Origin of the sequence: Mycobacterium sp. BK086, assembly GCA_004362315.1 — a bacterium.
In the GTDB taxonomy this organism is placed as follows: Bacteria; Actinomycetota; Actinomycetes; order Mycobacteriales; family Mycobacteriaceae; genus Mycobacterium.
In genome coordinates, this window is the sequence record SNWL01000009.1 from 485522 (window position 1) to 511387 (window position 25866).

At 67.3% G+C, this 25866-nt stretch carries 28 protein-coding genes; 18 read left to right on the forward strand and 10 right to left on the reverse strand.

From position 1 onward, the window contains the following. Positions 1–33: 33 nt before the first annotated feature. Positions 34–462: a MarR family winged helix-turn-helix transcriptional regulator gene (locus EV580_RS31570; protein ID WP_133696703.1), complete on the forward strand. Its 429-nt coding sequence runs from the start codon at positions 34–36 to the stop codon at positions 460–462. A gap of 29 nt (positions 463–491) precedes the next feature. On the opposite strand, the gene EV580_RS31575 is transcribed toward EV580_RS31570, so the two are convergent. Then, a complete protein-coding gene (locus EV580_RS31575) occupies positions 492–2507 on the reverse strand; it encodes a glycoside hydrolase family 15 protein (RefSeq protein WP_255525390.1) in 2016 nt (671 codons plus the stop codon). Positions 2508–2617: 110 nt separating this feature from the next. Between EV580_RS31575 and EV580_RS31580 the strand changes: the two genes are divergently transcribed. The 6 genes from EV580_RS31580 (at position 2618) to EV580_RS31600 (ending at position 6923) form a co-directional block, all read left to right on the forward strand. Continuing rightward, positions 2618–2812 carry a hypothetical protein gene (locus tag EV580_RS31580; RefSeq protein WP_133696704.1) on the forward strand — a complete coding sequence of 65 codons (195 nt, stop codon included), beginning with the start codon at positions 2618–2620 and terminating at the stop codon, positions 2810–2812. Positions 2813–2939: 127 nt separating this feature from the next. Continuing rightward, positions 2940–3032: an Ms4533A family Cys-rich leader peptide gene (locus tag EV580_RS34550; RefSeq protein WP_353619869.1), complete on the forward strand. Its 93-nt coding sequence runs from the start codon at positions 2940–2942 to the stop codon at positions 3030–3032. Between the two features lie 121 nt (positions 3033–3153). Further along, a complete protein-coding gene (locus EV580_RS31585) occupies positions 3154–4191 on the forward strand; it encodes a sulfate ABC transporter substrate-binding protein (protein ID WP_133696706.1) in 1038 nt (345 codons plus the stop codon). Next, the gene (gene cysT, locus EV580_RS31590) at positions 4188–5069 is read left to right on the forward strand and encodes a sulfate ABC transporter permease subunit CysT (protein WP_133696708.1); all 882 of its coding nucleotides are present in this window, start codon (positions 4188–4190) and stop codon (positions 5067–5069) included. The genes EV580_RS31585 and cysT overlap by 4 nt, the downstream gene beginning before the upstream one ends. Next, positions 5066–5878: a sulfate ABC transporter permease subunit CysW gene (gene cysW / locus EV580_RS31595; protein ID WP_133696710.1), complete on the forward strand. Its 813-nt coding sequence runs from the start codon at positions 5066–5068 to the stop codon at positions 5876–5878. Before cysT ends, cysW begins: the two co-directional genes overlap by 4 nt. A gap of 22 nt (positions 5879–5900) precedes the next feature. Next, positions 5901–6923 (forward strand): sulfate/molybdate ABC transporter ATP-binding protein, encoded by a 1023-nt coding sequence (locus tag EV580_RS31600; RefSeq protein ID WP_133696712.1) that lies wholly within the window; start codon positions 5901–5903, stop codon positions 6921–6923. Here EV580_RS31600 and EV580_RS31605 read toward each other — a convergent pair. Genes EV580_RS31605 through EV580_RS31615 form a run of 3 tightly spaced genes read right to left on the reverse strand, consistent with a single transcriptional unit; the run spans position 6920 to position 10001 of the window. After that, entirely contained in the window at positions 6920–7627 is a 708-nt protein-coding gene (locus EV580_RS31605) for a sirohydrochlorin chelatase (RefSeq protein ID WP_133696871.1), read from the reverse strand. The genes EV580_RS31600 and EV580_RS31605 overlap by 4 nt on opposite strands. Further along, a complete protein-coding gene (locus tag EV580_RS31610) occupies positions 7624–8337 on the reverse strand; it encodes a phosphoadenylyl-sulfate reductase (protein ID WP_133696714.1) in 714 nt (237 codons plus the stop codon). Before EV580_RS31610 ends, EV580_RS31605 begins: the two co-directional genes overlap by 4 nt. Then, positions 8334–10001 carry a nitrite/sulfite reductase gene (locus EV580_RS31615; protein ID WP_133696716.1) on the reverse strand — a complete coding sequence of 556 codons (1668 nt, stop codon included), beginning with the start codon at positions 9999–10001 and terminating at the stop codon, positions 8334–8336. Before EV580_RS31615 ends, EV580_RS31610 begins: the two co-directional genes overlap by 4 nt. Before the next feature lie 306 nt (positions 10002–10307). Between EV580_RS31615 and hemW the strand changes: the two genes are divergently transcribed. Further along, positions 10308–11480, forward strand: coding sequence for a radical SAM family heme chaperone HemW (hemW, locus tag EV580_RS31620; RefSeq protein ID WP_133696718.1), 1173 nt, complete (start codon positions 10308–10310; stop codon positions 11478–11480). On the opposite strand, the gene EV580_RS31625 is transcribed toward hemW, so the two are convergent. Further along, a complete protein-coding gene (locus EV580_RS31625; RefSeq protein ID WP_133696720.1) occupies positions 11477–11797 on the reverse strand; it encodes a type II toxin-antitoxin system VapB family antitoxin in 321 nt (106 codons plus the stop codon). The genes hemW and EV580_RS31625 overlap by 4 nt on opposite strands. Positions 11798–11948: 151 nt before the next feature. Here EV580_RS31625 and hrcA point away from each other — a divergent pair, with 151 nt between their 5' ends. Genes hrcA through EV580_RS31640 form a run of 3 tightly spaced genes read left to right on the forward strand, consistent with a single transcriptional unit; the run spans position 11949 to position 14919 of the window. Then, a complete protein-coding gene (gene hrcA / locus EV580_RS31630) occupies positions 11949–12986 on the forward strand; it encodes a heat-inducible transcriptional repressor HrcA (RefSeq protein ID WP_133696722.1) in 1038 nt (345 codons plus the stop codon). A 25-nt stretch (positions 12987–13011) separates the two neighbouring features. Then, a complete protein-coding gene (dnaJ, locus tag EV580_RS31635) occupies positions 13012–14154 on the forward strand; it encodes a molecular chaperone DnaJ (protein WP_133696723.1) in 1143 nt (380 codons plus the stop codon). Between the two features lie 12 nt (positions 14155–14166). Next, complete coding sequence (locus EV580_RS31640; RefSeq protein WP_133696725.1) at positions 14167–14919, forward strand: 16S rRNA (uracil(1498)-N(3))-methyltransferase; 753 nt, start codon at positions 14167–14169, stop codon at positions 14917–14919. Between the two features lies 1 nt (position 14920). Here the strand turns inward: EV580_RS31640 and EV580_RS31645 are convergent, their stop codons facing one another. Then, positions 14921–16108, reverse strand: coding sequence for a LuxR C-terminal-related transcriptional regulator (locus EV580_RS31645; RefSeq protein ID WP_133696727.1), 1188 nt, complete (start codon positions 16106–16108; stop codon positions 14921–14923). Between the two features lie 118 nt (positions 16109–16226). Here EV580_RS31645 and EV580_RS31650 point away from each other — a divergent pair, with 118 nt between their 5' ends. Together EV580_RS31650 and EV580_RS31655 are read left to right on the forward strand one after the other, a co-directional pair. Beyond that, the gene (locus EV580_RS31650) at positions 16227–17465 is read left to right on the forward strand and encodes a cytochrome P450 (protein ID WP_133696729.1); all 1239 of its coding nucleotides are present in this window, start codon (positions 16227–16229) and stop codon (positions 17463–17465) included. Then, positions 17462–17866, forward strand: coding sequence for a nuclear transport factor 2 family protein (locus EV580_RS31655; RefSeq protein WP_133696731.1), 405 nt, complete (start codon positions 17462–17464; stop codon positions 17864–17866). Before EV580_RS31650 ends, EV580_RS31655 begins: the two co-directional genes overlap by 4 nt. Here EV580_RS31655 and EV580_RS31660 read toward each other — a convergent pair. Both EV580_RS31660 and EV580_RS31665 read right to left on the reverse strand, forming a co-directional pair. After that, positions 17831–18493: a maleylpyruvate isomerase family mycothiol-dependent enzyme gene (locus tag EV580_RS31660; protein WP_133696732.1), complete on the reverse strand. Its 663-nt coding sequence runs from the start codon at positions 18491–18493 to the stop codon at positions 17831–17833. The two genes, EV580_RS31655 and EV580_RS31660, sit on opposite strands and share 36 nt — an antisense overlap. Continuing rightward, the gene (locus tag EV580_RS31665) at positions 18477–19379 is read right to left on the reverse strand and encodes an alpha/beta hydrolase (RefSeq protein WP_133696734.1); all 903 of its coding nucleotides are present in this window, start codon (positions 19377–19379) and stop codon (positions 18477–18479) included. Before EV580_RS31665 ends, EV580_RS31660 begins: the two co-directional genes overlap by 17 nt. Positions 19380–19457: 78 nt before the next feature. On the opposite strand from EV580_RS31665, the gene EV580_RS31670 reads away from it, so the two are divergent. From EV580_RS31670 to era, 5 genes are read left to right on the forward strand one after another with little or no spacing between them, the layout of a single operon-like run. Continuing rightward, positions 19458–20132, forward strand: coding sequence for a TetR/AcrR family transcriptional regulator (locus tag EV580_RS31670; protein ID WP_133696736.1), 675 nt, complete (start codon positions 19458–19460; stop codon positions 20130–20132). Positions 20133–20182: 50 nt separating this feature from the next. After that, complete coding sequence (locus EV580_RS31675; RefSeq protein WP_370581635.1) at positions 20183–21199, forward strand: PhoH family protein; 1017 nt, start codon at positions 20183–20185, stop codon at positions 21197–21199. A gap of 14 nt (positions 21200–21213) precedes the next feature. Beyond that, on the forward strand, positions 21214–21750 hold the full coding sequence (gene ybeY / locus EV580_RS31680; protein WP_133696739.1) for an rRNA maturation RNase YbeY: 537 nt from the start codon (positions 21214–21216) through the stop codon (positions 21748–21750). Continuing rightward, positions 21747–23036, forward strand: coding sequence for a hemolysin family protein (locus tag EV580_RS31685; RefSeq protein WP_133696741.1), 1290 nt, complete (start codon positions 21747–21749; stop codon positions 23034–23036). The genes ybeY and EV580_RS31685 overlap by 4 nt, the downstream gene beginning before the upstream one ends. After that, a complete protein-coding gene (gene era / locus EV580_RS31690; RefSeq protein WP_133696742.1) occupies positions 23029–23931 on the forward strand; it encodes a GTPase Era in 903 nt (300 codons plus the stop codon). The genes EV580_RS31685 and era overlap by 8 nt, the downstream gene beginning before the upstream one ends. On the opposite strand, the gene EV580_RS31695 is transcribed toward era, so the two are convergent. Beyond that, on the reverse strand, positions 23928–24320 hold the full coding sequence (locus EV580_RS31695) for a limonene-1,2-epoxide hydrolase family protein (RefSeq protein ID WP_133696744.1): 393 nt from the start codon (positions 24318–24320) through the stop codon (positions 23928–23930). The two genes, era and EV580_RS31695, sit on opposite strands and share 4 nt — an antisense overlap. Before the next feature lie 52 nt (positions 24321–24372). Further along, a complete protein-coding gene (locus EV580_RS31700) occupies positions 24373–25827 on the reverse strand; it encodes an amidase (RefSeq protein ID WP_133696746.1) in 1455 nt (484 codons plus the stop codon). Between the last annotated feature and the right edge of the window lie 39 nt (positions 25828–25866).

A 25866-nucleotide genomic window follows, 5' to 3' on the forward strand; every position in this document is an offset into this window, starting at 1 on the left:
ATCGAATCATAACTAGTGCGATACGATTTGTCCATGGACAGTGCGCTGGCCGATCTGGCCGAGGCGATCATCGGGGTGAGTCGAGAGCTTCGGCTTCACCTCTACGCCGACGTCGTCGAGCTGACGGCGTCAGAAGCCCACGTGATGCGGCACATCGACCGCCACCCGGGTGTCACGCCCAGTGACCTGGCGCGGGCAACCGGTCTGCAGCGCAGCAACATGTCCACCGCGCTGCGGGCGCTGGAAGGCCGCGGTTTCGTCGAACGGCGCGCCGACCCGCACGACGCCAGGGGCATCAATCTGTTTCCGACCGATCGAGCCGCGGAGAATCTCACGCGGCTCCGGCGGCAATGGGCACAGGCCTTGTCCAGCGCTCTGGGGGACGACGCGACGAACGCGGTGGCGGCCACGGCCCTGCTCGAGCGGGCCGAAGCGAAGCTGATGGCCGAGCGGCTCGGCTGATTACATCTGCCTATCGGTAGGCCATCCGCCTACATCGGTGCGTTGGCCGGCTGGAACACGCCGGTGCTGTCGGCCTCCTCTTCGGCGCGGATGACGTGCACGACGGCGTTGATCAACGCCAGGTGGGTGAACGCCTGCGGGAAGTTGCCCAGGTGGCGGCCGGTGCGCGGCTCGATCTCCTCGGCGTAGAGGTGCAGCGGGCTGGCGAAGGACAGCAGCCGTTCACACAGGTGCCGGGCGCGGCTGACCTCGCCGATCTCGACCAGCGCCGACACCAGCCAGAACGAGCAGATCGTGAAGCTGCCCTCCTCGCCGGACAGGCCGTCGTCGGTCTCGTCGACCCGATAGCGCAGCACCAGGCCGTCTTCGGTGAGTTCGTCGGCGATCGCGATGACGGTGGCCCGCACCCGCGGGTCGTCCGACGGCAGGAACCGCACCAGGGGGACCAGCAGCAGCGACGCGTCCAGCGCGTTGTCGCCGTAGCGCTGGGTGAGCACCCCGCGCTCGTCGACCCCGTGCGTCAGGATGTCGGCCTTGATCTCTTCGGCGATCGCGCGCCACTGCTGGGCGTAGCTCTTCTCGCCGACCAGTTCGGCCAGCTTGGAGCCGCGATCCAGCGCCACCCAGCACATCACCTTTGACGAGGTGAAATGTTGCGGCTCGCCGCGCACCTCCCAGATACCGCGGTCGGGTTCGCGCCAGTGCTTGATGGCCTCTTCGACTTGCTCCTTGAGCACCGGCCACAGCTGATCGGAGATCTGCTCGCGGGATTTGGCGTGCAGATACACCGAATCGAGCATCGTGCCCCAGATGTCGTGCTGCATCTGGTTGTAGGCACCGTTGCCGATGCGCACGGGACGGGCGTTGTCGTAGCCGGACAGGTGGTGGAGCTCTTCTTCGACCAGCTCGCGCTCCCCGCCGACGGCGTACATCACCTGCAGCGGGTGCCGTTCACCGTTATTGGCGCCGGACACGTCGGCGATGAACGCGAAGAAGTCGTCGGCCTCGCGGTCCAGGCCGAGGGTGTAGAGGCCCCACAACGCGAACGTCGAGTCACGCACCCAGGCGTAGCGGTAGTCCCAGTTGCGTTCGCCCTGCGGCGTCTCGGGCAGTGATGTGGTCGAGGCGGCCAGCAGTGCGCCGGTCGGCGAATACGTCAGACCCTTGAGCGTGAGCGCGCTGCGCTGCAGGTAAGACCGCCACGGGTGGTCGGGGAAGTCCCCGATGTTGATCCACTGCCGCCACGCCTCGCTGGTCTGCCACATCTTGTCGGCGGCCTCTTCATAGGTCTGCGGCGACGGGTGCTTGGACCAGGACAGGGCGACGAAGACGTTGTCGCCCTCCTTGAGGCGGGTGCGGGCGCGGGCTTCGCGGCCCTCGAGACCGATACGCAGGTTGGTGGTCAGCCGCAGCGTGGGGTTGGCGTCAGGATCCTTCCTGGCCCGCGCGATCGCCTCACCGTAGGCGTTCGCCGAGTACTCCCAGGTGGCGTTGACCCGGCCGTAGTCGAAGGACGGCTCGCAGTTCATCACCACCTCGACGGTGCCGCTCACACAGCGCACGGTGCGCAGCAGGATGTGCTCGGCATCCCAGTCCATCGGCGTGCGTCGGTGCGTCCGGGACCGGGTGTCGATGTCGTGCCACGGCCCCATGACCAGGGCTTCGCGCACGATCAGCCAGCCGGTGTGGGTCTGCCAGGTGGTCTCGAGGATCAGGCTGCCGGGCAGGTAGCGACGAGCGGCAGGCACCGAGACCCCGTAGGGCCCCAACCGGAAATGCCCGGCACCGCGGTCCAGGATCGCCCCGAACACGCTGGGGGAGTCCGGCCGCGGGACGCACAGCCACTCCACCGCACCCGCCGAGGAGATCAGGCAGGTGTTCTCGCAGTCGGAGAGAAACCCGTAGTCGGCGATCGGCGGAAAAGGGTTCCGCAGCGAAGCGGGCGAGGCGTACGGCACCGGGGCGGTTGCGGACAGCGGCGGCGGGGCTGCGTTGAACGACACTTTTTCAGTGTCCTCGCCGGCCGGCTGGGCTTGCAGAACCATGGGGACATCATCGACCGCCCGGCTGCGTGGCGTCTACTTATGCACCGATCCGTGGCTTTGCTGTTACCGCCGGTGACAACGTGGTGACACGGGCGGCATACGCTGGTTGCGTGCAGGGGCTGTTGAGTTGGTGGGACGGTGTCGAACTGTGGCTCTCCGGGCTCGGTTTCGTCCTTCAGACGATCATCGTGATGCCCGTGGTTTTATTGCTCGCCTATGCCATCGCGATGGTCATCGACGTGATCCTCGGCAACGGCATCCGGGTGTTGCGGCGCCTGCGCCACGCTGACCGGCGGATGCGGTGAGTGGGATGCCGCGTTCACGCGTGACGCTGGCGCTGGTGGCGCTGCTGCTCCTCGTCGTCGTGGTGTGGCTGATCAACCGCTGATACCCCGGCTGGTTGTCGAAAAAATCTCTGTTAAGCTTCCCGCCATGCATTCGGCGACCGGTTACGGCGAGGGCCATATCTTGGCCCTTATTGCCGTCGGTACATTGGCCGTTGCTGATGTTGCTTGTTGTCGCTGACACCCCTGCCCGTCCGCGGTTTGGTGTCGGTGATGGTTCCTGCATTCGTTTGTCGAACATCGCCATTCCGTTGCGACGGGGCTCGATTCGCCCGTAACCCCCGCAATGAGAAAGGCCAGCAATGCCCAAGATCCACATCTCCGCTCGCCGGTGGAGCGCTGCAGTCGCGCTCGCGACGACCGCAACGGTGCTCGCTGCCTGCGGTGGTGGCTCGAGCGACGTCGCAGGCGGAGGCGACCAGCCGAAGGCTGACACCACTCTGACCCTGGTTGCCTATGCCGTGCCCGAGCCCGGCTGGAGCAAGATCATCCCGGCCTTCGCCGCCACCCCGGAAGGCAAGGGCGTCGCGGTGACGACCTCCTACGGCGCGTCCGGTGATCAGTCGCGCGGTGTGGTCGACGGCAAGCCCGCCGATATCGTCAACTTCTCGGTCGAGCCCGACGTCACCCGCTTGGTCAAGGCGAACAAGGTCGCCGCCGACTGGAACAAGTCCACCACCAAGGGCATCCCGTTCGGCTCGGTCGTCTCGCTGGTCGTCCGCAAGGGCAACCCGAAGAACATCAAGGACTGGGACGACCTGCTGCAGCCCGGTATCGAGGTCGTCACTCCGAGCCCGCTGAGCTCGGGATCGGCCAAATGGAATCTGCTCGCGCCGTACGCCGCGAAGAGCAACGGCGGTCAGGACGCCCAGGCCGGCCTGGACTATGTCACCAAGCTGGTGACCGAGCACGTCAAGACCCGTCCGGGCTCCGGCCGGGAGGCTACCGACGTGTTCCTGCAGGGCACCGGTGACGTTCTGATCAGCTACGAGAACGAGGCCATCAACACCGAGCGGCAGGGCAAGCCGGTCGAGCACATCAACCCGCCGCAGACGTTCAAGATCGAGAATCCGGTGGCGGTGGTGACCACCGGCGCCCACGTGGACAAGGCGACCGCGCTGAACAACTACCTGTTCACCCCGGAGGGCCAGAAGATCTGGGCGCAGGCCGGGTTCCGTCCGGTCGATCCCGCGGTGGCCGCCGATTTCGCCACCGACTTCCCGACCCCGCAGAAGCTCTGGACTATCGCCGACCTCGGCGGATGGAGCACAGTGGATCCGGCGTTGTTCGACAAGGACAATGGTTCGATCACGAAGATCTACAAGCAGGCAACTGGATGACAGCAGCTACCACGCCAAATCCGCAGGCGGTCCGGCCCGAGCTCACCGGTGGTGACTCGGGCGGGCCGCCCGGTTTTGCGGCTCGCCGCCACGGCACCACCTCGCTTCGGGTTGGTGCCGCGTCGATCTGGTTGAGCGTCATCGTCCTGCTCCCGCTGGCCGCGATCGTGTGGCAGTCGGCCAAGGGCGGGTGGCACGCGTTCTGGTTGACGGTCACCTCCAACGCCGCACTCGAGTCGTTCCGGGTGACCCTGACGATCTCGATCGGCGTCACCCTGGTGAACGCGGTGTTCGGGCTGCTCGTGGCATGGGTGCTGACCCGCGACGACTTCGTGGGCAAGCGGTTGGTCGATGCCGTCATCGACCTGCCGTTCGCGTTGCCGACCATCGTGGCGAGCCTGGTCATGCTGGCGCTCTACGGACCCAACAGCCCGATCGACCTGCATCTGCAACACACCAAATGGGGTGTGGGCGTGGCGCTTCTGTTCGTCACCCTGCCGTTCGTGGTTCGCTCCGTGCAGCCGGTGCTGCTCGAACTCGACCGTGAGGTCGAGGAGGCCGCGGCCTCGCTGGGGGCGACCAATTTCGTCATCTTCACCAAAGTGGTGCTGCCCGCATTGCTGCCGTCTCTGTTGTCCGGTGCGGGGCTGGCGTTTTCACGCGCGATCGGCGAGTTCGGTTCGGTGGTGCTGATCGGCGGTGCGGTGCCAGGCGAGACCGAGGTGTCTTCTCAGTGGATCCGGACGTTGATCGAGAATGACGACCGGACCGGTGCCGCGGCGATTTCCATTGTGTTGCTGGTGCTCTCGTTCCTCGTGCTGCTGGTGTTGCGGGCGGTTGGTTCACGCGCGGCCAAACGGGAGGAGCTGGAGAAATGATCCTGTCGCCTGTCGTCCGCTACCTCACCCGCTACCTCGCACTGGCGTACATCGGGGTGCTGGTACTCGTGCCCGTCGGCCTGATCCTGTGGCGTACGTTCGCGCCGGGGTTCGGTGCGTTCGTCGATTCGATCACCACACCGGCCGCGATCTCGGCGTTGCAACTGTCGCTGCTCGTCGTCGCGATCGTGGTGCCGCTCAACGTGATCTTCGGGGTTCCGACCGCATTGGTGCTGGCCCGCAACAGGTTCCGAGGCAAGTCCGCGCTGCAGGCTGTCATCGACCTGCCGTTTGCGGTGTCGCCGGTGGTCGTCGGTGTGGCACTGATCCTCTTGTGGGGCAGCGCCGGACTGTTCGGGTTCGTCGAGAACAGCCTCGGATTCAAAATCATCTTCGGGTTGCCGGGCATCGTACTGGCGAGCATCTTCGTCACCGTCCCGTTCGTGATCCGCGAGGTCGAGCCGGTTCTGCATGAGCTCGGCACCGACCAGGAACAGGCGGCCGCCACGCTGGGATCCAGTTGGTGGCAGACGTTCTGGCGGATCACCCTGCCGTCGATCCGCTGGGGCCTGACCTACGGCGTCGTGCTCACCATCGCTCGTACTCTCGGCGAGTACGGCGCGGTGATCATGGTGTCGTCCAATCTGCCCGGCACGTCTCAGACCCTGACGTTGCTGGTGTCCGACCGCTACAGCCGCGGCGCCGAATATGGCGCCTACGCCGTCTCGACGCTGTTGATGGTGGTTGCGGTGCTGGTGCTGGTTGTCCAGGTGATCCTGGACGCCCGCCGCGCCAAGGCCAGCGAGTAATCCAACGAGGAGAACGACTCTCATGACCAATGCCATCACCGTCACCGGCGCCAACAAGCGCTACGGCGAGTTCGCGGCCCTCGACAACGTCGATTTCGTGGTGCCCGCCGGGTCGTTGACCGCCCTGTTGGGGCCCAGTGGTTCGGGCAAGTCCACCCTGTTGCGCGCCATCGCCGGGCTGGACCAGCCTGACACCGGCACCATCACGATCAACGGTCGCGATGTCACCAATGTGCCGCCCCAGCGGCGCGGGATCGGCTTCGTCTTCCAGCATTACGCAGCCTTCAAGCACCTGACCGTCCGGGACAATGTGGCGTTCGGCCTCAAGATCCGCAAGAAGCCGAAGGCCGAGATCAAGGACAAGGTGGACAGTCTGCTCGAGGTCGTCGGCCTCGCCGGCTTCCAAACCCGTTATCCCAACCAGCTTTCCGGTGGTCAGCGCCAGCGGATGGCGCTGGCCCGCGCGCTGGCCGTGGACCCGGAGGTGCTCCTGCTCGACGAGCCGTTCGGTGCGCTGGACGCCAAGGTCCGCGAGGATCTGCGGGCGTGGCTGCGCCGGTTGCATGACGAAGTCCATGTCACGACTGTGCTCGTCACCCACGACCAGGCCGAGGCGCTGGACGTCGCCGATAGGATCGCCGTTCTCAACAAGGGGCGCGTCGAACAGGTCGGCTCACCGACCGACGTCTACGACAGCCCGGCCAACGCCTTCGTGATGTCCTTCCTCGGCACGGTGTCGGCGCTCAACGGAATCCTGGTGCGCCCGCACGACATTCGGGTCGGACGCAATCCGGAGATGGCGATCGCGGCCGGCGACGGCACGGCTGAGTCCACCGGTGTCACCCGGGCCACCATCGACCGGGTCGTATATCTCGGCTTCGAGGTGCGGGTGGAATTGACCAGTGCCACCAACGGTGCGCCGTTCACCGCCCAGATCACCCGCGGCGACGCCGAGGCGTTGGGGCTGAAAGAGGGTGACTCCGTGTACGTTCGGGCCACCCGGGTACCGCCGATCGCCGGCGAACTTCAGGTCGCCGCGGGTTAGGCTGCCGCGGCCCGCGCGGCCACCGCCGCATCGAACCGGTCGAGCACCGTCTGGGCCACCAGCGGGTGCGCGCCCAGCGGGTCGACCATCGACATACCCTCGGCATCGGCAATGGCCGCGACTCGGTCGGTGATCCGTCCGGGCGCAATGAACCACGGCGCCACGACGATTCGCCGGGCGCCCTGGCCGCGCAGGATCTCGGCGCCGTCACGCACCGACGGCGCCGGTCCGGTGGCGTAGGCCACCTGCACGCCGGACCACCGGGTGCCGCGAGCCAGCGTGTCCGCCAGCGCCGAGGTGCGAGCGTTGGCCGCGGGGTGCGAGGAGCCGACCGCGACGATCAGCACCCCAAGCCCGCGCTCGAAATTGTGGATCTGGTTCTGCGCCAATCGTTCCCGCATAACCGCGAGCAAGCGTGGATCCTCGCCCAGGGTGTCGGCCTGGATCACGTCGGCGCCGGCGTCGGCGATCATCGCCGGGATGTCGGTGCGGGCGTGATAGGCACTCGCGAGCAGCAGCGGGGTGACGACGGCGGGACCGTCCAGCGTGCGCAGAGCGTCAGCCAGATTCGGCGAGTTCTGCTCGCAGAACGCCACTCCCACATCCAGCCCCGGGCGCAGGGCGCGCACCTGATCGGCCACCGCGTGGGTGGTGGCCGCGGAACGCGGATCGGCGCTGCCGTGTGCGGTGAGGATCAGCCTCACGAAACGTGGAGCCCGCATTCTGTCTTCGCCTGACCCTGCCAGCGTCCGCTGCGCGGGTCGGCGCCCTCGAGCGGCTTGGCCGTGCACGGCGCGCAGCCGATCGACGGATAGCCTTCCTCGACAAGCGGATTCACCAGCACGCCGTTGGCCTGGATGTAGGCGTCCATGTCCTCGTCGCTCCACGCGGCCAGCGGATTGATCTTCACCAGCTTGAAGCCTTCGTCGAAGCTGATCAGCGGCGCGTTGGCGCGGGTCGGCGCCTCCACCCGGCGGATCCCGGTGACCCAGGCCGTGTAGCCCTGCAGCGCCTTGCTCAGCGGAGTCACCTTGCGCAGCCTGCAGCATTCACCCGGGTTGCTGGCGAACAGATCCTTACCCAGCAACTGGTCCTGCTCGGCCACGCTGTGCTCGGGTGTGACGTTCACGACATGAATGTCGTAGACCGCCTCGACCGCGTCGCGGGTGCCGATCGTCTCGGCGAAGTGGTAACCGGTATCGAGGAACAGCACGTCCACGCCGGGGCGCACCTTCGCGGCCAAATCGACCAGCACCGCGTCCTGCATGTTGGAGGCCACGACATATTCGCCGCCGAAATGCTTTTCGGTCCATGCCAGCAGCTCGACCGCGCTTGCGCCGTCCAGCTCGGCAGCGCCTTTCGCCGCCAGCTCCCGCAGCTCGGCCTCGGTCACTCGATCCACCCCAATGCTCATCGCAAGTCCTCTTCCTCTGCCCGTACAGCCCACTGGGCGAAACGCTCACCCTCGCTTCTTTGTTTCACGAAGTTTCGGACGACTCGCTCGATGTAGTCGCCGAGTTCGGTCGAGAGCACCTTGTGCTGGCGCAGCTTGCGGCCGAAGGCGCTGTCCAGACCCAGGCTTCCGCCGAGGTGAACCTGGAACCCCTCCTCGGGGCCGTTACCGTCGTCGACCATCTGGCCCTTGAACCCGATGTCGGCGACCTGGATGCGGGCGCATGAATTCGGGCAGCCGTTGATGTTGACGGTGATCGGTACGTCCAGCGTGGCGTTGAGGTCCTCGAGACGCTTCTCGAGGTCGGGCACCAGGCTCTGAGCCCGCACCCGAGTCTCGGCGAAGCTCAGCTTGCAGAACTCAATGCCGGTGCAGGCCATCAGGTTTCGCCGCCAGTGCGAAGGCGTCGACGGCAAGCCGAGGGCATCCAGCCCGCTGCGCAGCTCCTCGACCTTGTCGTCGGGGACGTCGAGGACGATCAGCTTCTGGTACGGCGTGAACCGAACGCGATTGGAGCCGACGGACTCGGCCAGGTCGGCGACCTTGGTCAAGATCGTGCCCGACACCCGTCCGGCGATCGGTGCCACGCCAACGGCGTTGAGGCCGTTCTTGAGCTTCTGCACCCCGACGTGGTCGATCGGACGGGTCACCGGTGTGGGCGCGGGTCCGTCGATCAGGGGTCGCTTCAGGTACTCGGTCTCGAGAACTTCACGAAACTTCTCAACACCCCAGTCCTTGACCAAGAACTTCAGCCGCGCCTTGGCCCGCAGCCTGCGGTAGCCGTAGTCGCGGAACACGCTGACGACTGCCTCCCAGACGTCGGGCACCTCGTCGAGCGGCACCCAGGCGCCGACGCGCTGACCCAGCATCGGGTTGGTGGACAGTCCGCCGCCGACCCACAGGTCGAAACCGGGACCGTGCTCGGGGTGCTCGACGCCGATGAAGGCGACGTCATTGACCTCATGCACGACGTCCTGCAGACCGGAGATGGCGGTCTTGAACTTGCGCGGGAGGTTCGAGTACTCCGGCTTGCCGATGTAGCGCTTGACGATCTCGTCGATCGCCGGGGTGCCGTCGATGACCTCGTCGAGCGATTCGCCTGCCAACGGGGAACCCAGCACCACACGCGGGCAGTCGCCGCACGCCTCAGTGGTCTGCAGGCCGACCTCGTCGAGCCGGCGCCAGATCTCCGGCATGTCCTCGACCTGGATCCAGTGGTACTGCACGTTCTCGCGATCGCTGATGTCGGCGGTGTCGCGGGCGAACTCGGTGGAGATGCCGCCGAGCGTGCGCAGGGCGGCCGTGGTCAGCGCGCCGCCGTCACTGCGCACCCGGAGCATGAAGAACTCGTCTTCGAGCATGTCGGTGTTCTCGTCACCGGTCCAGGTGCCGTCGTAGCCGGGCTTGCGCTGGGTGTACAGACCCCACCAGCGCATCCGGCCGCGCAGGTCGGTCTTGTCGATGCTCTCGAAGCCCTGCTTGGCGTAGATGTTCTCGATGCGGTCGCGGACGTTGAGCGCGTCGTCTTCCTTCTTGAACTGCTCATTGGGATTGAGCGGTTCGCGGTCGCCGAGGGCCCACTGGCCCTCATTGCGTGACTTGGCCGCCTTGGTCGGCTGACTCATGAAATGTGCTCCTCGATGTCAAGGAGCTGGCGTTCGAATCGCGCGAATCCACCGGTGGGCTGTTTCCGGCGGCGCAGATCCGGTCGGCCAGCTGAAGTACAGGTGGGCGGGTCTACGGCGTCAAGCCAGACAACAACAGGTACAGACGCGCTTGAAATCCACATGCCGCCGAGCCACCAGTGCCACACGGCGCAGGTTCTGGGGGGCAGACATGTCGGCCATTGTGCCACGAACCGCGTCAATAGCTCTAACCGGGCCAAATTTCGGCTCGCGATGAGCGAAAGTCGGCTCTGGGACACTGGAGCGATGTCGGTCCGTCCCGCGCAGGCCGCCCTGCCGGTGCTCGCCCTGACGCCCGGCACGGCGTTCGGCCTCTATGTCCATGTGCCGTTCTGCGCGACCCGCTGCGGCTACTGCGACTTCAACACCTATACCGCCGCCGAGCTGGGTGGCGCGTCCCCGCAGGGCTGGCTGACCGCACTGCGCACCGAGCTCGAACTGGCCGCTGAGCGGGTGGGTCCGGTACCGGTCGACACGGTGTTCGTCGGTGGCGGCACCCCGTCGCTGCTCGGTGGGGCTGGGCTGGGCGAGGTGCTCGACGCGGTGCGTAGCAGTTTCACGCTGGCCCCGGGGGCGGAAGTGACCACCGAGGCCAACCCGGAGTCGACGTCGCCGGAGTTCTTCGACCAGATCCGCGGCGCGGGCTACACCCGGGTGTCGCTGGGCATGCAGTCCACTGCCCCGCGGGTACTGGCGGTGCTGGACCGGACACATTCCCCGGGCCGGGCGCTGCACGCCGCCGCCGAGGCGACCGAGGCCGGATTCGAGCACCTCAACATCGACCTCATCTATGGCACGCCGGGGGAGTCCGACGACGATCTGCTGCGCTCGGTCGACGCGGCGCTGTCCGCGGGCGTCGACCATGTGTCGGCCTATGCGCTGGTGGTGGAAGACGGCACCGCGCTGGCCCGCCGGGTGCGCCGCGGCGAGATCGACGCACCCGACGACGACGTGCTCGCGCACCGCTACGAACTGCTCGACCAGCGGCTGTCTGCCGCCGGACTGAGCTGGTACGAGGTGTCGAACTGGAGCCGTCCCGGCGCCGAATGCCGGCACAACATCGGCTACTGGAACGGCGGGCAGTGGTGGGGTGCGGGGCCCGGCGCGCACGCGTTCGTCGGCGACACCCGCTGGTGGAACGTCAAGCACCCCAGCGCCTACGCCGAGACATTGGCCGGTGGTCAGGTGCCGGTCGCGGAGTTCGAGCGCCTCGACGCCCACGCCCGCCACATCGAGAACGTGCTGCTGCAGATCCGGTTGCGCACGGGCCTGCCGCTCGCGGCGCTGACGGAATCCGAGCAACGGCGGGCCGACGATGCGGTGGCCGGTGGTCTGCTGATCCGCTCCGGTGACCGGCTGGTGCTCACCGACCGCGGGCGGTTGCTGGCCGACGCCGTGGTGCGCGACGTGCTCGATTAACTCGGGTACTGGCCGTTGGTCTCGCCGTCCATGTCGAAGACCCGGGCGTGCAGCACAGTGCGATTACGCAGGGCGGCGCGGACCGCCCGGTGCAGACCGTCTTCGAGGTAGACGACGCCACGCCACTTGACCGCATGCGGAAACAGATCGCCGTAGAAGGTCGAATCCTCCGAGAGCAGACGGTCCAACGCGAGCACCGTTGTCGTGGTGACCAATTCGTCGAGGCGGATCTGTCGCGGGGGGATTTGCGACCAGTCGCGGTAGGTCAGGCCATGCTCGGGATACGGCTTGCCCTCCCGAACGCCCTTGAAGATCATCGGGTCGTAACCCCGCGCGCAGCCCCCCGACTCCGCATCACCATTCGAGCAAGGCTAGTCCCTGGCGGCCCGAACGTCAGCACTCGGCGCGCGTGGGTGCTAAGTGAGCTGATACTGACCGTAAAATGGAGCCGACTTGGAGGTGGATCACATGGGAAGTGCCGACGACCGTCGCTTCGAGGTGCTTCGTGCGATCGTCGCCGACTTCGTCGAGACCAAGGAGCCCATCGGCTCCAAGGCCCTCGTCGACCGTCACAACCTGGGCGTATCGAGTGCCACCGTGCGCAACGACATGGCCGTGCTGGAGGCGGAGGGCTACATCGCCCAGCCCCACACCAGCTCCGGACGAGTGCCCACCGAGAAGGGCTACCGGGAGTTCGTCAACCGCATCGACGACGTCAAGCCGCTGTCGTCCTCGGAACGTCGCGCGATCATGCAGTTCCTGGAGTCCGGGGTCGACCTCGACGACGTGCTTCGCCGCGCGGTGAAGCTGCTGGCCCAGCTGACCCGCCAGGTCGCGATCGTCCAGTACCCGACGCTTTCCACCTCGACCGTGCGCCACCTGGAGATCGTGGCGATCACGCCGGCCCGGCTGTTGATGGTCGTCATCACCGACTCCGGTCGGGTAGACCAGCGGATGGTCGAACTGGGCGACACCATCGACGATCACCAGCTCTCGCAGCTGCGCGAACTGCTCGGGCAGGCGCTCGAGGGCAAGCGGCTCGCGGCGGCCTCGGCCGCGGTGGCCGACCTGGCCGCGCGGCTCGACGGCTCGGGCGGATTGGGTGACGCGGTCGGCCGCTCGGCGACCGTGCTGCTGGAGTCACTCGTCGAACACAACGAGGAACGCCTCCTGATGGGCGGCACCGCCAACCTGACCCGCAACACCGCCGACTTCGGCGGGTCGCTGCGCTCGATCCTGGAAGCACTGGAGGAGCAGGTGGTGGTCCTTCGGCTGCTGGCCGCCCAGCAGGAAGCGGGTAAGGTCACGGTGCGGATCGGCCACGAGACCGAGGCCGAACAGATGGTCGGCACTTCGGTGGTGACCACGACCTACGGCAGCTCGGGCACCGTCTACGGCGGCATGGGTGTCTTGGGGCCGACCAGAATGGACTATCCGGGAACGATTGCCAATGTCGCGGCTGTTGCGATGTACATCGGCGATGTCCTAGGACACCGGGCCGGATAACCGGCAGGATTTCGAAAGGTCAAGTGTGGCACGGGATTACTACGGCTTACTCGGGGTGAGCCACGGCGCCAGCGATCAGGAGATCAAGCGTGCCTACCGCAAGCTGGCCCGCGAGCTGCATCCCGACGTCAACCCCGACGAGGAAGCCCAGCACCGGTTCAAGGAGATCAGCGCCGCCTACGAAGTGCTGTCCGATCCGGAGAAGCGCCGCATCGTCGACCTCGGTGGCGACCCGCTGGAGAGCGCGGGCGCGGCCGGCAACGGATTCAGCGGATTCGGCGGTCTCGGCGACGTGTTCGAGGCTTTCTTCGGCGGTGGCGGCGGATCCCGCGGCCCCATCGGCCGGGTGCGCCCGGGTTCGGATTCGCTGCTGCGGATGCGGCTGGACCTGTCGGAGTGCGCGACCGGCGTGACCAAGCAGGTGACCGTCGACACCGCGGTGTTGTGCGACCTCTGCCAGGGCAAGGGCACCCACGGCGATTCCGCGCCGACCGCCTGCGATACCTGCGGCGGCCGCGGCGAGGTGCAGACCGTGCAGCGCTCGCTGCTCGGCCAGGTGATGACCTCCCGCCCCTGCCCGACCTGCCGCGGCGTCGGCGAGGTCATCCCCGACCCGTGTCACCGGTGCGGTGGCGACGGCCGGGTGCGCGCCCGCCGTGACATCAGCGTGAAGATCCCCGCGGGTGTCGGCGACGGCATGCGGGTCCGGCTGGCCGCCCAGGGCGAGGTCGGCCCCGGCGGTGGCCCGGCCGGCGATCTGTACGTCGAGGTCCACGAGCAGCAGCACGACATCTTCATCCGCGACGGTGACGACCTGCACTGCACCGTCTCGGTGCCGATGGTCGATGCCGCGCTCGGCACGACGGTCACCGTCGACGCCATCCTCGACGGGCTGACCGAGATCACGATCGCGCCCGGCACGCAGCCAGGCTCGGTGACCACGTTGCGCGGACATGGCATGCCGCACTTGCGTTCCGGCGTGCGCGGCAACCTGCACGCGCACATCGAGGTGACGGTGCCCGGCAAGCTCGACGCGCGGGCCAAGGAACTGCTCTCCGAATTCAAGACGCGAAGCCACGCCGAACCCGAGGTCAAGTCCACGCACGCCGCGGCGGGCAACACCGGCGGGATCTTCAGCCGGCTGCGCGAAACCTTCAGCGGCCGCTAGGCCCCGGCTTCCGTGGCCGACACCCTGTTCTACGCCGACGCCATTGCGGCGGTCGGGGAGCGTGTCGTCGTCGAGGGTGACGAGGGTTTTCACGCCGCCACCGTGCGGCGCATCCGGCCCGGTGAAGTGCTCGTGCTCTCCGACGGCGACGGGTCACTGGCCCGCTGCGAGGTCGAGGAGACCAGCAAGCGCGGGTTCTCTGCCCGGGTGCTCGAATCCTGGACAGCGCCACGACCCAGCCCGACAGTGACTGTCGCACAAGGCATCCCCAAATCAGAACGCTCGGAACTGGCCATCGAACTGGCCACCGAGGCCGGCGCCGACGACTTCATCGCCTGGCAGGCCGACCGCTGCGTCGCGCGCTGGGACGGCGAGCGCGCCGAGAAAGGCTTGCGCCGCTGGCGTGCGGTGGCGCGCTCGGCCGCCCGGCAGTCGCGCCGCGCCTACATCCCGGAGATCGGCGGGCCGGTGGTGACCAAGGCGCTTGTCGCGCAGGTCGCCGACCGCGTGGGCGCCGGTGGGCTGGTGCTGGCGCTGCACGAATCCGCCGATCGGCCGCTGGCTGAACTGCCGGTGGCACAATCGAATTCGATCCTATTGGTGGTGGGGCCGGAAGGCGGGATCAGCGACGGCGAGCTCGACGCGTTGATCGCAGCCGGTGCGAAAGCGGTGCGGCTGGGCCCGACGGTGCTGCGCACCACCACCGCCGCGGCGGTGGCGCTGGGGGCGCTGGGCGTGCTGACCGAACGCTGGTCGATCAGCTGAGTCAGGACGGATCGGGCCGGGCGGCCAACCGCGCGTAGATCGACGCTGCCTCGGCGCGGTTACTGGCATGCAGCTTCCGAAGTACCCTCTTCACATGGGATTTCACCGTGCCGGGGGTGATCACCAGTTCGTCGGCGATCTGCTGGTTGGTTCGTCCGTCAGCCATCAGCCGCAGCACCTCGGCCTCGCGGCGGGTCAGCATGTCGTGCACCCGCGACTCGACCTCGGCCAGCCGGCGGCTGGCCGGGCTGCGTTCGGCGGGCTCTACTTTCCTCAGCTCCAAGTCCGCGTCCTGCAGCGCCTGGGCGGCCTGCTCGGCGGTGGCCAGCGCGCTGCGCACCTCGGCGTGCTGGCGGCGCATCCGTTCCATCAGCACGGTGCGCTCGAAGGCGTAGCCGAACCCTTCGGCGAACGCCCACACCGTATCTCGGTCGATCTCGTCGACGGTGCGTCCGGAGTACAGCCGGTCGGCGTGCAGGAAACCGATCACCTTGCCGGTCGGCATGACCGGGGCTGCGACATAGGAGTGGGTCAGTGAGAAGTCGATGATCGGGCGGTTGACCCGCGGATCGTTCTGGGCGTCACGCACGATTTCCGGTGCGTGCCTGCGGATCATCTGCGTCTCGAGCAGCATGTGGTCCAACGGGGGAGCCACGGACTGGGCGAAGGCCACCATCTTCTCGGCGCCCTCGACGTCGTCGCCGAAGTAGGCCGCCTCCATCATCATTCGGCCCTCGTGCACCCGGAACAGTACCGCCCGGTCGAACCCGCACGATTCGACGAGTTCGCGCGGTGCCCGGTCGACGATCTTGGCGACCTCGTCGATACCACGCAGCTTGGACAGGCCTTCCTGCACCCGCAGCAGCGCCAGCGTCCGGCGCCGGGCGGCGTCCTCGATGAGCTGGCGTTCCAACAGCGAGAGGTCGAGGACCGCTTCCAATGCGGCCAGTGCCTTCTCGTCGCCGAGGGCCTCGAGTGCCTCGCGGACCGCCGTGGCGTGCGCGTCGACGGTGTCGGCGACGGCCCGGATCGGGTCGTCGGCACGTTCGACGATGCCCAGCCGGCACGCCTCGTCATAGCGGCGGGTCACCGCACTGGTCGGCGGTGTCTTGGACGCCCAGCCGGGGTGGTTGCCGTCGATCAGGGCGGTCACGGGCAGGGCCTCGAGAGAGTCGGTGGTGGCGGTCACAGTGAGCCGATCGTCTCACCACAACCCGGGCTGTAGTGGCAAAACCGCCCGGTCGGGAGCGCAAGTGACCTCCAACGGGATATCGACCAGTGCCCCTGTCCGCACTGAGGCTGTTGGCATGACCTCGACCACCGCTTCTGCACTCCAACTGCTGACCACCCCGGAGGGGATCGCAAACCCCTATCCGCTCTTCGAGCAACTGCGGGACTCCTCACCGGTGGCGGGCTACCAGGACTGGCCGCCGGGGACCGTGCCCGGCGCCGACGAGCCGGTGTCCGCCTGGGCGCTGTTCCGCTACGACCAGGTGCTGGCCGCCGCCCGTGACGGGGAGACGTTCTCCTCGCGCGACCCGATCCAGGAGGCGTCGTCGGCCCCGAGCCTGATGCTGGTCAACACCGACCCGCCCGCGCACACCGGCGAACGCAAGCTGGTCAGCCAGGCGTTCTCGCCGCGGCGCATCCGGAGACTCGAGAACTGGCTCGCCGATCTGGTGCCGGTGCTGCTCGCCGATTTCGATGCCCGCGCCCGCGACGGCGATCCCGATGTCATGGAGTTCGCCGACGAGGTACCCACCCGGGCGATGGTCCGGCTGCTGGGCCTGCCCGAGGGTGACCACGTCCGATTCAAGAACTGGGCCAACGCGTTCATGCTCTCCTCGACGATGACACCCGAGGAGCGGATGGCCAGCAACATGGAGATGGTGCAGGCGTTCACCGAACGCGTCATCGAAAAGGCCGCGCACGTTGATGATTCGCAAGACGTCGAGGATGCCGAGGATCTGATCTCGGCGCTGCTGCGTGCCGAGCTCGACGGTGTGCGGCTTACCCCGGAGCAGGTGGTGAGGTTCTGCGTGACGCTGGTGGTCGCCGGCAGCGAGACGACGACATATCTGATCGGCAGCGTCCTGCACGCCATGGCACGCGAGCCCGCGGTGACTGCCCGGCTGCGGGCCGACCGGTCGCTGTTGAACACGTTCATCGAGGAGGTCGCGCGGCTCACCGGGCCACAACGGTTGTTCCGCATCGCGACTCGCGATGTCGAAATCGACGGAGCCCAGATCAAGAAGGGGGATTGGGTGGCATTGTTCTTCGGATCCGCCAACCACGATCCGGCGGTCTTCGAAGATCCCGAACGCCTGGACTTGGACCGGCCCAATATCCGTCAGCATCTGGCGTTCGGCCACGGCTTGCACTTCTGTCTAGGCGCGCCGTTGGCCCGCCTCGAGGTGTTCGCCGTCGTCAATGCGGTGCTGGACCGCTACTCGGTGATCGGGCTGTCCGAAGAGCCGGGTGTGCGCCAGACCGCCAGCCTGCTCACCCACGGCTTCGTCCGTCTCCCGCTGCAGCTGATCCGATGAGCGAGAGCGCAAACATCGCCGCCACCAAAGCGATCTACGCCGCGGTGCCCGCCGGCGACCTGGAAACCGCACTGAGCCATATGGATCCGGAGGTTCGGATCACCTACTACGGCAGCGACGCCATCCCGTATGCGGGGGATTACCGCGGTATCGAGGCGGCAATCGAGTTCTTCAGCATCGTCGGTGGCCACATCCAGATCACCGCGATGGAGCCCTGGCTGTTCATCGAAGACGGTGACAATCTGGCGGTCTGGGGTCACCAGACGTTTCTGCGGACGGCCACCGGTCACACCTGGGAGTCGGAGTTCGCGCACATCATCGCGCTGCGCGACGGAAAGTGGTTGCACTTCCGGGACTTCATGAACTCAGCTCTCACCCACGACGCGTTCACTCGCGGGTAGCCGGGCACCTAGCGTCGCCACCCCGTCACCCTCGAGGTGAGCCAGCGCCGCGGGCCGGCCGGCCAGTACCGACGCCAGATGCGCGGCCGACCCGGTGACGCGGGGTCCGGTGCCGTGCCGCCAGCCCGCGTCGCAGGCGTGCAAGGACAATCCGCGGGCACGAGATCGGGCCGGGATGAACGGATTAGGCACGCGCACTTGGGTTTCCAGGACCGCGATCAGGACTTCGGTGTCGACCTCCGACTCTCGCCCGATCGCCAGGGCGATGTCGAGTTCGTGGATCACGTGGTCACCGAGCAGTAGCCTCGGCGGGAACACCCGGCCGACGCCGCGGGGCATGTTCATCACCGCGGTGAGATCGTCGATCAGCTCGTCCGGCGTGTGGCGGGTGGCGAACTGACGGGCCAGTGCGCAGTTCGCCCGATCGAATGAGCCACGATGCCTGCCGATTTCGGCTGCCATGGCCACCGGCGGCGCTTGGTAGCCGTACACGACGTGGGCGAGCACGTCGTGGTTGGTCCATCCTGTGCACAGGCTGGCGTGCTGCCACTGCGCGGCGGACAGCGACCGCGCGAACGCGACGAATCTGAGGTCGTTGCGCCGCAACCGGTTACGCGTGTCCGACATTGAGGTGCTTTCGCAGGAAGGCGGTCTGGTCAGCGAGGAGCTGCGCCAGTAGCGGTGGGTGATAGACGTCGAAATGGTCGGCGTCGTAATGACGGGCCTCGCCGCGCGGCGCGCGCCGCGCGATGTCCTCCGCGCGGTGCGGATCCATCAATGTCTCGCGATCGCTGACGCACACCAACGTGGGAGCGGTGATCCGCGACGCCGTGCGGGTGGCGCTGGTGATCGCGATCTCGGCGACGTCGGAGGCGCCCACCCGGTTGTCGAACGAGCCGCCGGGGGAGACGGTCCCGTTCCACCCCTCCAGCGCGCCCGGCGCCGTCACCGCCGCTGCGCTGCCCGCCGGGCCGACGATCGGGACGTAATGCGGTGTCCGGCCCAGCACGCGCCGGGCGGCGTCGTTGAGGATCGCCGGGGTCTGGCGGACCATCGCGCTCAGCCCCATCCGACGCACGACGGCGGGCCCGTCGACGATCGGGCATTGCACGACGACCGCGGCCACCTCGTCACGGGCGGCGGCGACCTGCAAGGCGTGCATCGCGCCCAGGCTGGTGCCCCACAGGCCGATCCGACCGGCGTCGATATCGGGTAGTCCGGCGAGGAACTGCAGTGCGGCGACCACGTCTTGGCGATGGCGGCGCAGGCTCAGCCGTTGGCGTGGAAAGCCGCCGGAGGCGCCCAGTCCCCGGTAGTCGAAGGCCAGGGTAGCGATTCCGGCCTGGCTGAAGTGGTGTTCGTACTGCTGCAGCGACATCGTGTGGTTGGCGCCGAAGCCGTGGACCAGCACCAGCCCGGGATGCGGACCCGGGCCGGCCGGTCGGGTGAGCCAGGCGGCGCAGGTGTCGCCTTTCGAGTCGAAGGTCAGCGCGGTGTGGGTGTCTGGTGGCATGTGCCCTCCTGAATACGTACGGTGTACGTTTTCTATAACGCGTACGATGTACGTGTCAAGAGGAGGGAGATCTCGCTGATGCGGCCACGTTTCACGATCGACGAGATCCAGACCGCCGCGCTGCAGATCGTGGACCGCGACGGACTGGCCGGGCTGAGCATGCGGACATTGGCCGCCGCCCTGGGCACCGGTGCGATGACTCTCTACAACTACGTCCGCGACCGAGATCAGTTGGAGGAGTTGGTCGCTGAGGCGGTGATCGCCGGCGTCGAGCTGCCCGAGGCGAGCGCCGACTGGCTCGCGGATGTGCGGGCCATCGCGACCGCGATGTGGCAGAGCGTGCGGGCCCATCCCAATGCCATTCCGCTGGTGCTGACCCGGCGCACCGTGTCACCGACGAGCTATGCCGCGGCCGAGGGCCTCGTCGGCGCACTGAGTCGCGGGGGCCTGGACGGCGCCGCGCTGCTGGGCGCCTTTCGCGCCGTGCTCAGCCTGGTCATGGGCAGTGCGCAGGTCGAGCTGGCCGGGCCGCTGGCCGGGGCCGGGCGCGAGGAACAGCAGCGCCAGGTGGCCGCCCAGATCGGGGTGCTGGCCGCCGACCGGCACCACCGCCTGGCTGCCCTGGCCGAGGTGAGCCGGCAGTCGTCGGCGACGGCGGACTTCGAGTGCGCGCTCGACCTGCTGCTGACGGGCATACAGGCCAGCGCCCAGACGTTATCGACTTCACCGGGTCCAGACCCGGCGGTAGGATGAACCAACCGGCAAACTCGCCCGACCACCAGGAAGCAGGCTTCGAAAACCACGTGACGCCCCGCGAGACGACCGCTGCCTCGCAAGTGCGCAGCAGCATGACTGTTCCGCCCGACCTCGTCGTGGGCCTGCTGGGTTCCGCCGACGAAAACCTGCGCGCACTCGAACGCAGCCTGTCGGCCGATCTGCATGTCCGAGGAAACACCGTCACCCTGTCCGGTGAGGCCGCCGACGTGGCAATGGCCGAGCGGGTGATCTCCGAACTCATCGCCATCGTGGCCGGCGGCCAGACGTTGTCGCCCGACGCGGTGCGGCACAGCATCAACATGGTGGTGGGCGCCGACAACGAGTCACCCGCCGAGGTACTGACCCTGGACATTCTGTCCCGGCGCGGCAAGACAATTCGGCCCAAGACGCTGAATCAGAAGCGCTACGTCGACGCCATCGACGCCCACACCATCGTGTTCGGCATCGGCCCGGCGGGCACCGGCAAGACCTACCTGGCGATGGCCAAGGCGGTCAACGCGCTGCAGACCAAGCAGGTCACCCGGATCATCCTCACCCGGCCCGCGGTGGAAGCCGGTGAGCGCCTTGGCTTTCTGCCCGGCACGCTGACCGAGAAGATCGACCCGTACCTGCGTCCGCTGTACGACGCGCTGCACGACATGATGGATCCCGCCGCGATCCCGAATCTGCTGGCATCCGGCGTGATCGAGGTCGCGCCACTGGCCTTCATGCGCGGCCGCAGCCTCAACGACGCGTTCATCATCCTCGACGAGGCGCAGAACACCACCGCCGAGCAGATGAAGATGTTCCTCACCCGCCTGGGCTTCGGATCCAAGATGGTGGTCACCGGTGACGTCACGCAGGTCGATCTTCCCGGCGGCGCCAAATCCGGTCTGCGCGCGGCGATGGACGTCCTCGACGGGATCGACGATATCCACTTCTCCGAACTCACCAGTGCCGACGTCGTGCGTCACCGGCTGGTCTCGGAGATCGTCGACGCCTATGCCAAGGCCGAGCAGCCCGCCCTGACGAACCGCAGCCAACGTCGTTCGACGCGACGTTAGGGGCCCGGGAGAACATGACTATCGAGGTATCCAACGAATCCGGCCTCGACGTTTCCGAAGAGGAACTGATCAGCGTCGCGCGCTTCGTGATTCGCCGTATGGACGTCAACCCCGCCGCCGAACTGTCGATGGTGCTGCTGGACGTCAACGCCATGGCCGATCTGCACATGCGCTGGATGGACCTGCCCGGTCCGACCGATGTGATGAGCTTCCCGATGGACGAGCTCGAGCCCGGCGGTCGTCCGGACGCGCCCGAGCCCGGCCCGTCGATGCTGGGCGACATCGTGCTGTGTCCGCAGTTCGCCGCCGATCAGGCCAAGTCCGCGGGGCACAGCCTCGGTCAGGAACTGGCCCTGTTGACGGTGCACGGTGTCCTGCACCTGCTCGGCTACGACCACGCCGAACCTGACGAGGAAAAAGAGATGTTCGACCTGCAGCGCACGCTGCTCGAGGAGTGGGTCGGCGAGCAGGTCGAGGCCTACCACCAGGATCGGCAGAACGAGAAGGATCGTCGGCTGCTCGACAAGTCACAGTATTTCGACGAACCGTGACGGGCTGGAGTGCGTTACTCGGTGCGATCGCGCTGATTGCCCTGGGTGGTCTGTTCGCTGCGATCGACGCCGCCATCAGCACCGTGTCGATCGCGCGGGTCGAGGAGCTGGTGCGCGACGAGCGGCCGGGCGCGTTGCGCTTGGCCAGGATCATGGCCGAGCGTCCTCGCTACATCAATCTTGTTGTGCTGCTGCGTATCGCGTGCGAGGCGGCCGCGACGGTGCTGCTTGTCGCGTTCCTGTGGGATGACCTGGGCCTGAAATGGGGCCTGGTGGTGGCGGCCGCGATCATGACGGTCGCCAGCTTCGTCGCGATGGGTGTGGGGCCCCGCACCGTCGGCAGGCAGAACGCCTACACCATCGCGCTCGCGTCAGCGGTTCCGCTGCAGGCGATCTCGGTCCTGCTCACCCCGATCAGCCGGCTCCTGGTTTTGATCGGTAACGCGCTGACCCCGGGCCGCGGGTTCCGCAACGGCCCGTTCGCCTCCGAGATCGAACTGCGCGAGGTCGTGGACCTGGCTCAGCAGCGCGGTGTGGTGGCCGATGACGAACGCCGGATGATCCAGTCGGTGTTCGAGCTCGGCGATACCGCGGCGCGCGAGGTGATGGTTCCGCGCACCGAGATGGTGTGGATCGAGAATGACAAGTCCGCCAGCCAGGCGACGTCACTGGCGGTGCGCAGCGGCTATTCGCGGATCCCGGTGATCGGGGAGAACGTCGACGACGTCGTCGGCGTCGTCTATCTCAAAGACCTTGTGCAGCGCACCTATTACTCGGCCGACAGCGGCCGCGGCACCAAGGTGGCCGACATCATGCGCCCGGCGGTGTTCGTCCCGGACTCCAAACCGCTCGACGAGCTGTTGCGGGAAATGCAGCGCGACCGCAATCACATGGCCCTGCTTGTCGACGAATACGGCGGCATCGCCGGGTTGGTGACCATCGAGGACGTGCTGGAGGAGATCGTCGGAGAGATCGCCGACGAGTACGACACCCGTGAGGTGGCACCGGTCGAGGAGTTGGGCGACAACAAGTTCCGGGTATCGGCCCGGCTGCCGATCGAGGATGTCGGCGAGCTCTACGACGTCGAGTTCGAGGATGACCTCGATGTCGACACCGTCGGTGGCCTGCTGGCCCTCGAGCTCGGCAGGATTCCGCTACCCGGCGCCGAGGTGGTGTCACACGGTCTTCGGCTGCAGGCCGAGGGCGGTCGCGATCACCGGGGCCGATTGCGCATCGGCACGGTGCTGGTGAGCCGTGAGCTGGAGGGAAACGACGAGGATGAGTGAATTCCGTTCCGGTTTCGTCTGTTTGGTGGGCAGGCCCAATACCGGCAAGTCGACACTGACCAATGCACTGGTCGGCACCAAGGTGGCCATCACCGCCAACCAGCCGCAGACCACCCGGCACACGATCCGCGGCATCGTGCACCGCCCGGATTTCCAGATCGTGCTCGTCGACACCCCGGGCCTGCACCGGCCGCGCACCCTATTGGGCAAGCGGCTCAACGACCTGGTGCGCGACACCTACTCCGAAGTCGACGTCATCGGGCTCTGCATTCCCGCCGACGAGAACATCGGCCCTGGGGACCGCTGGATCTACGAACAGATCCGCGAGGTGGCGCCCAGGACCACCCTCGTCGTGATCGTCACCAAGATCGACAAGGTGGCCAAGGACCGGGTGGCCGCTCAGCTGATCGCCGTGCATGAACTGGTGGGCGACACCGCGGCTGAGATCGTCCCGGTGTCGGCTACGCGTGGCGATCAGGTGGACGTTCTTACCGACGTGCTCGCCGCGCAGTTGCCGCCCGGGCCGGCGTTCTATCCCGATGGTGAACTCACCGACGAGCCCGAAGAGACGCTGATGGCCGAGCTCATTCGGGAGGCCGCCCTGGAAGGGGTGCGCGACGAGCTGCCGCACTCGTTGGCGGTGGTGATCGAGGAGATCGAGGAACGTCCCGATCGGGATGACCTGATCGATGTGCACGCCGTGCTCTACGTCGAGCGGGACAGCCAGAAGGGCATCGTGATCGGCAAAGGTGGGGCGCGGCTCAAAGAGGTTGGGACAGTGGCCCGTACGCAGATCGAGAAGCTGCTGGGCACCAAGGTGTACCTGGACCTGCGGGTCAAGATCGCCAAGAACTGGCAGCGTGACCCCAAACAGCTTGGCCGGCTGGGCTTTTAGAGCTTGAATCCGCTCTGTCGTTCGAAATCGGCGAGATCGAAGTAGTCGCTGAACCGGACGATCTTGCCGTCGCGCACCTCGAACACGCCGTTGACCGGCAACACGACCTTGCGGCCGTCGTTCATCGTGAAATAGTCGATGCGTTCGACGAGCACCAGGCCGGGCTCGGCGGCCAGTGTGACGATGTCGAGCTTGGATTCGGCGAACGCATCCAGGAACGCCTGGAAGATCGCGCGGATGCCTGCGATTCCGGTGATCGGGGCGACGGGCACGTTGTGATAGACCGCGTCGTCGGCGAAACAGCTGCAGATGACCTCGAGGTCTTGGTCCTCCCAGGACCCGAGAAAGTCGCGGACCAGCTTCTCACTGTCGTGCTTGGTATCGGTCATGAAGAAGTACTACCAACGCGTTTTCGCTTGCACCATTACCCGTAATGGCTATTTATTCGTGATCGGCGGATATCGGGGTGTTCCACCAGATCTCCGGCTGCTTGTCGGCCCAGCCGTTGAGCGCCTCCAGTTCGGCGGCCAGCGAGATCAGCAACGGCTCGCTGTTGGCGGGGCCCATCAGTTGGACGCCGATGGGCAGGCCGTCGGAGGTGAAGCCGGCGGGAACGTTGATCGAGGGCCAGCCCAGCACGTTCCACGGGAACGTGACCGGGCAGTCCGCGATGATCGCGCGATCGGTGGCCGTGGGGCCGAGATCGTCGAATTTGCGTGCGTGCGGCGGCGGCTGGGCGGTGGTCGGTGCCAGAACGACGTCGACCGATCCGAAGATCGCCCCCACGCGGCGGTGCAGGATCGGTTCGCTGGCCTTGGCGCGGCGCAGCATGGTCCCCGACAGCAACCGGCCCATTCGCATGTTGGCCTCGGTCCTGGCGTCGAACATGACGTCGTCGCCGAGCCGGTCGGCCCACTCCAACAGCCCGGCAAGCGAGCGGGGGAGAAACGACAACGGCAGGCGCAGGCCGTAATTCGGGTTGCCCGCCATCACGGTGTGGCCCAGCATGCCGAGCTGGTCGGCGACCTCCGTCAGAGCCGCCCGGATCTCGGGGTGCAGCTTGGCAGGGAAGAACGTGAACGGAAACCGCGTCGAGAGCGCGATCTTCAACGGACCGGGCGCGGCGCCGACATGATCGGACATCCGTGCCGCCGGCGGCTTGTGCGGGTCGTCGTCGACATTGCCCGAGGCGGCATCGAGCACCAGTGCGGCGTCGGCGACGGTGCGCGCCAGTACGCCGTTGACGGTGATGCCGTTGAACGGATCGCGGATCGGCCAGGTCGAGATGCGCCCGCGCTGCGGCTTGATCCCGACCAGATGGGTCCAGGCGGCGGGTACCCGGACGCTACCCGCGCCGTCGGAGCCGATGGCGGCGGCGACCAGGCCGGCGGCGACCGCCGCCGCGCTGCCGCCCGAGGATCCGCCCGGAGTGTGCTTGCGCGACCACGGATTTCGCGTGTGACCGAAGGCCGGTCCGCTGGTGAACGACCATTGGCCGAGCTCGCAGCAGTTCGTCTTGCCGACGATCACCGCGCCGGCCGCCCGCAGCCGGCGTACCACCTCGGCGTCCTGGATGGCCGGGCGGACCGGCCCGGCGGTGCCGAAGGCGGTCGGCACCCCGGCGATGTCCACGTCATCCTTGACCGCGATCGGGATGCCCAGCAGCGGGGCCTGCTCGCCGGCGGCGCGACGGCGGTCGGCGTCGGCGGCCTCGGCCAGCGCCGATTCGGTGAGCACCACCCGGAAGGCGTTGAGGGTGGACTGGCTGGCCGTGATCGCACGCAGGGACCGGCGGACCAGTTCGGTGGAGGTCACCGTCCCGCTGGCCAGTTGATAGAGCTGCTCGCCGATGGTGGGAAACCGCGGCGGCCTGCCCAAACTCGCGTGAGCTGTCATCGCGACGTCGAGACTAACGGCGCGCGTCCGCCGTTATGT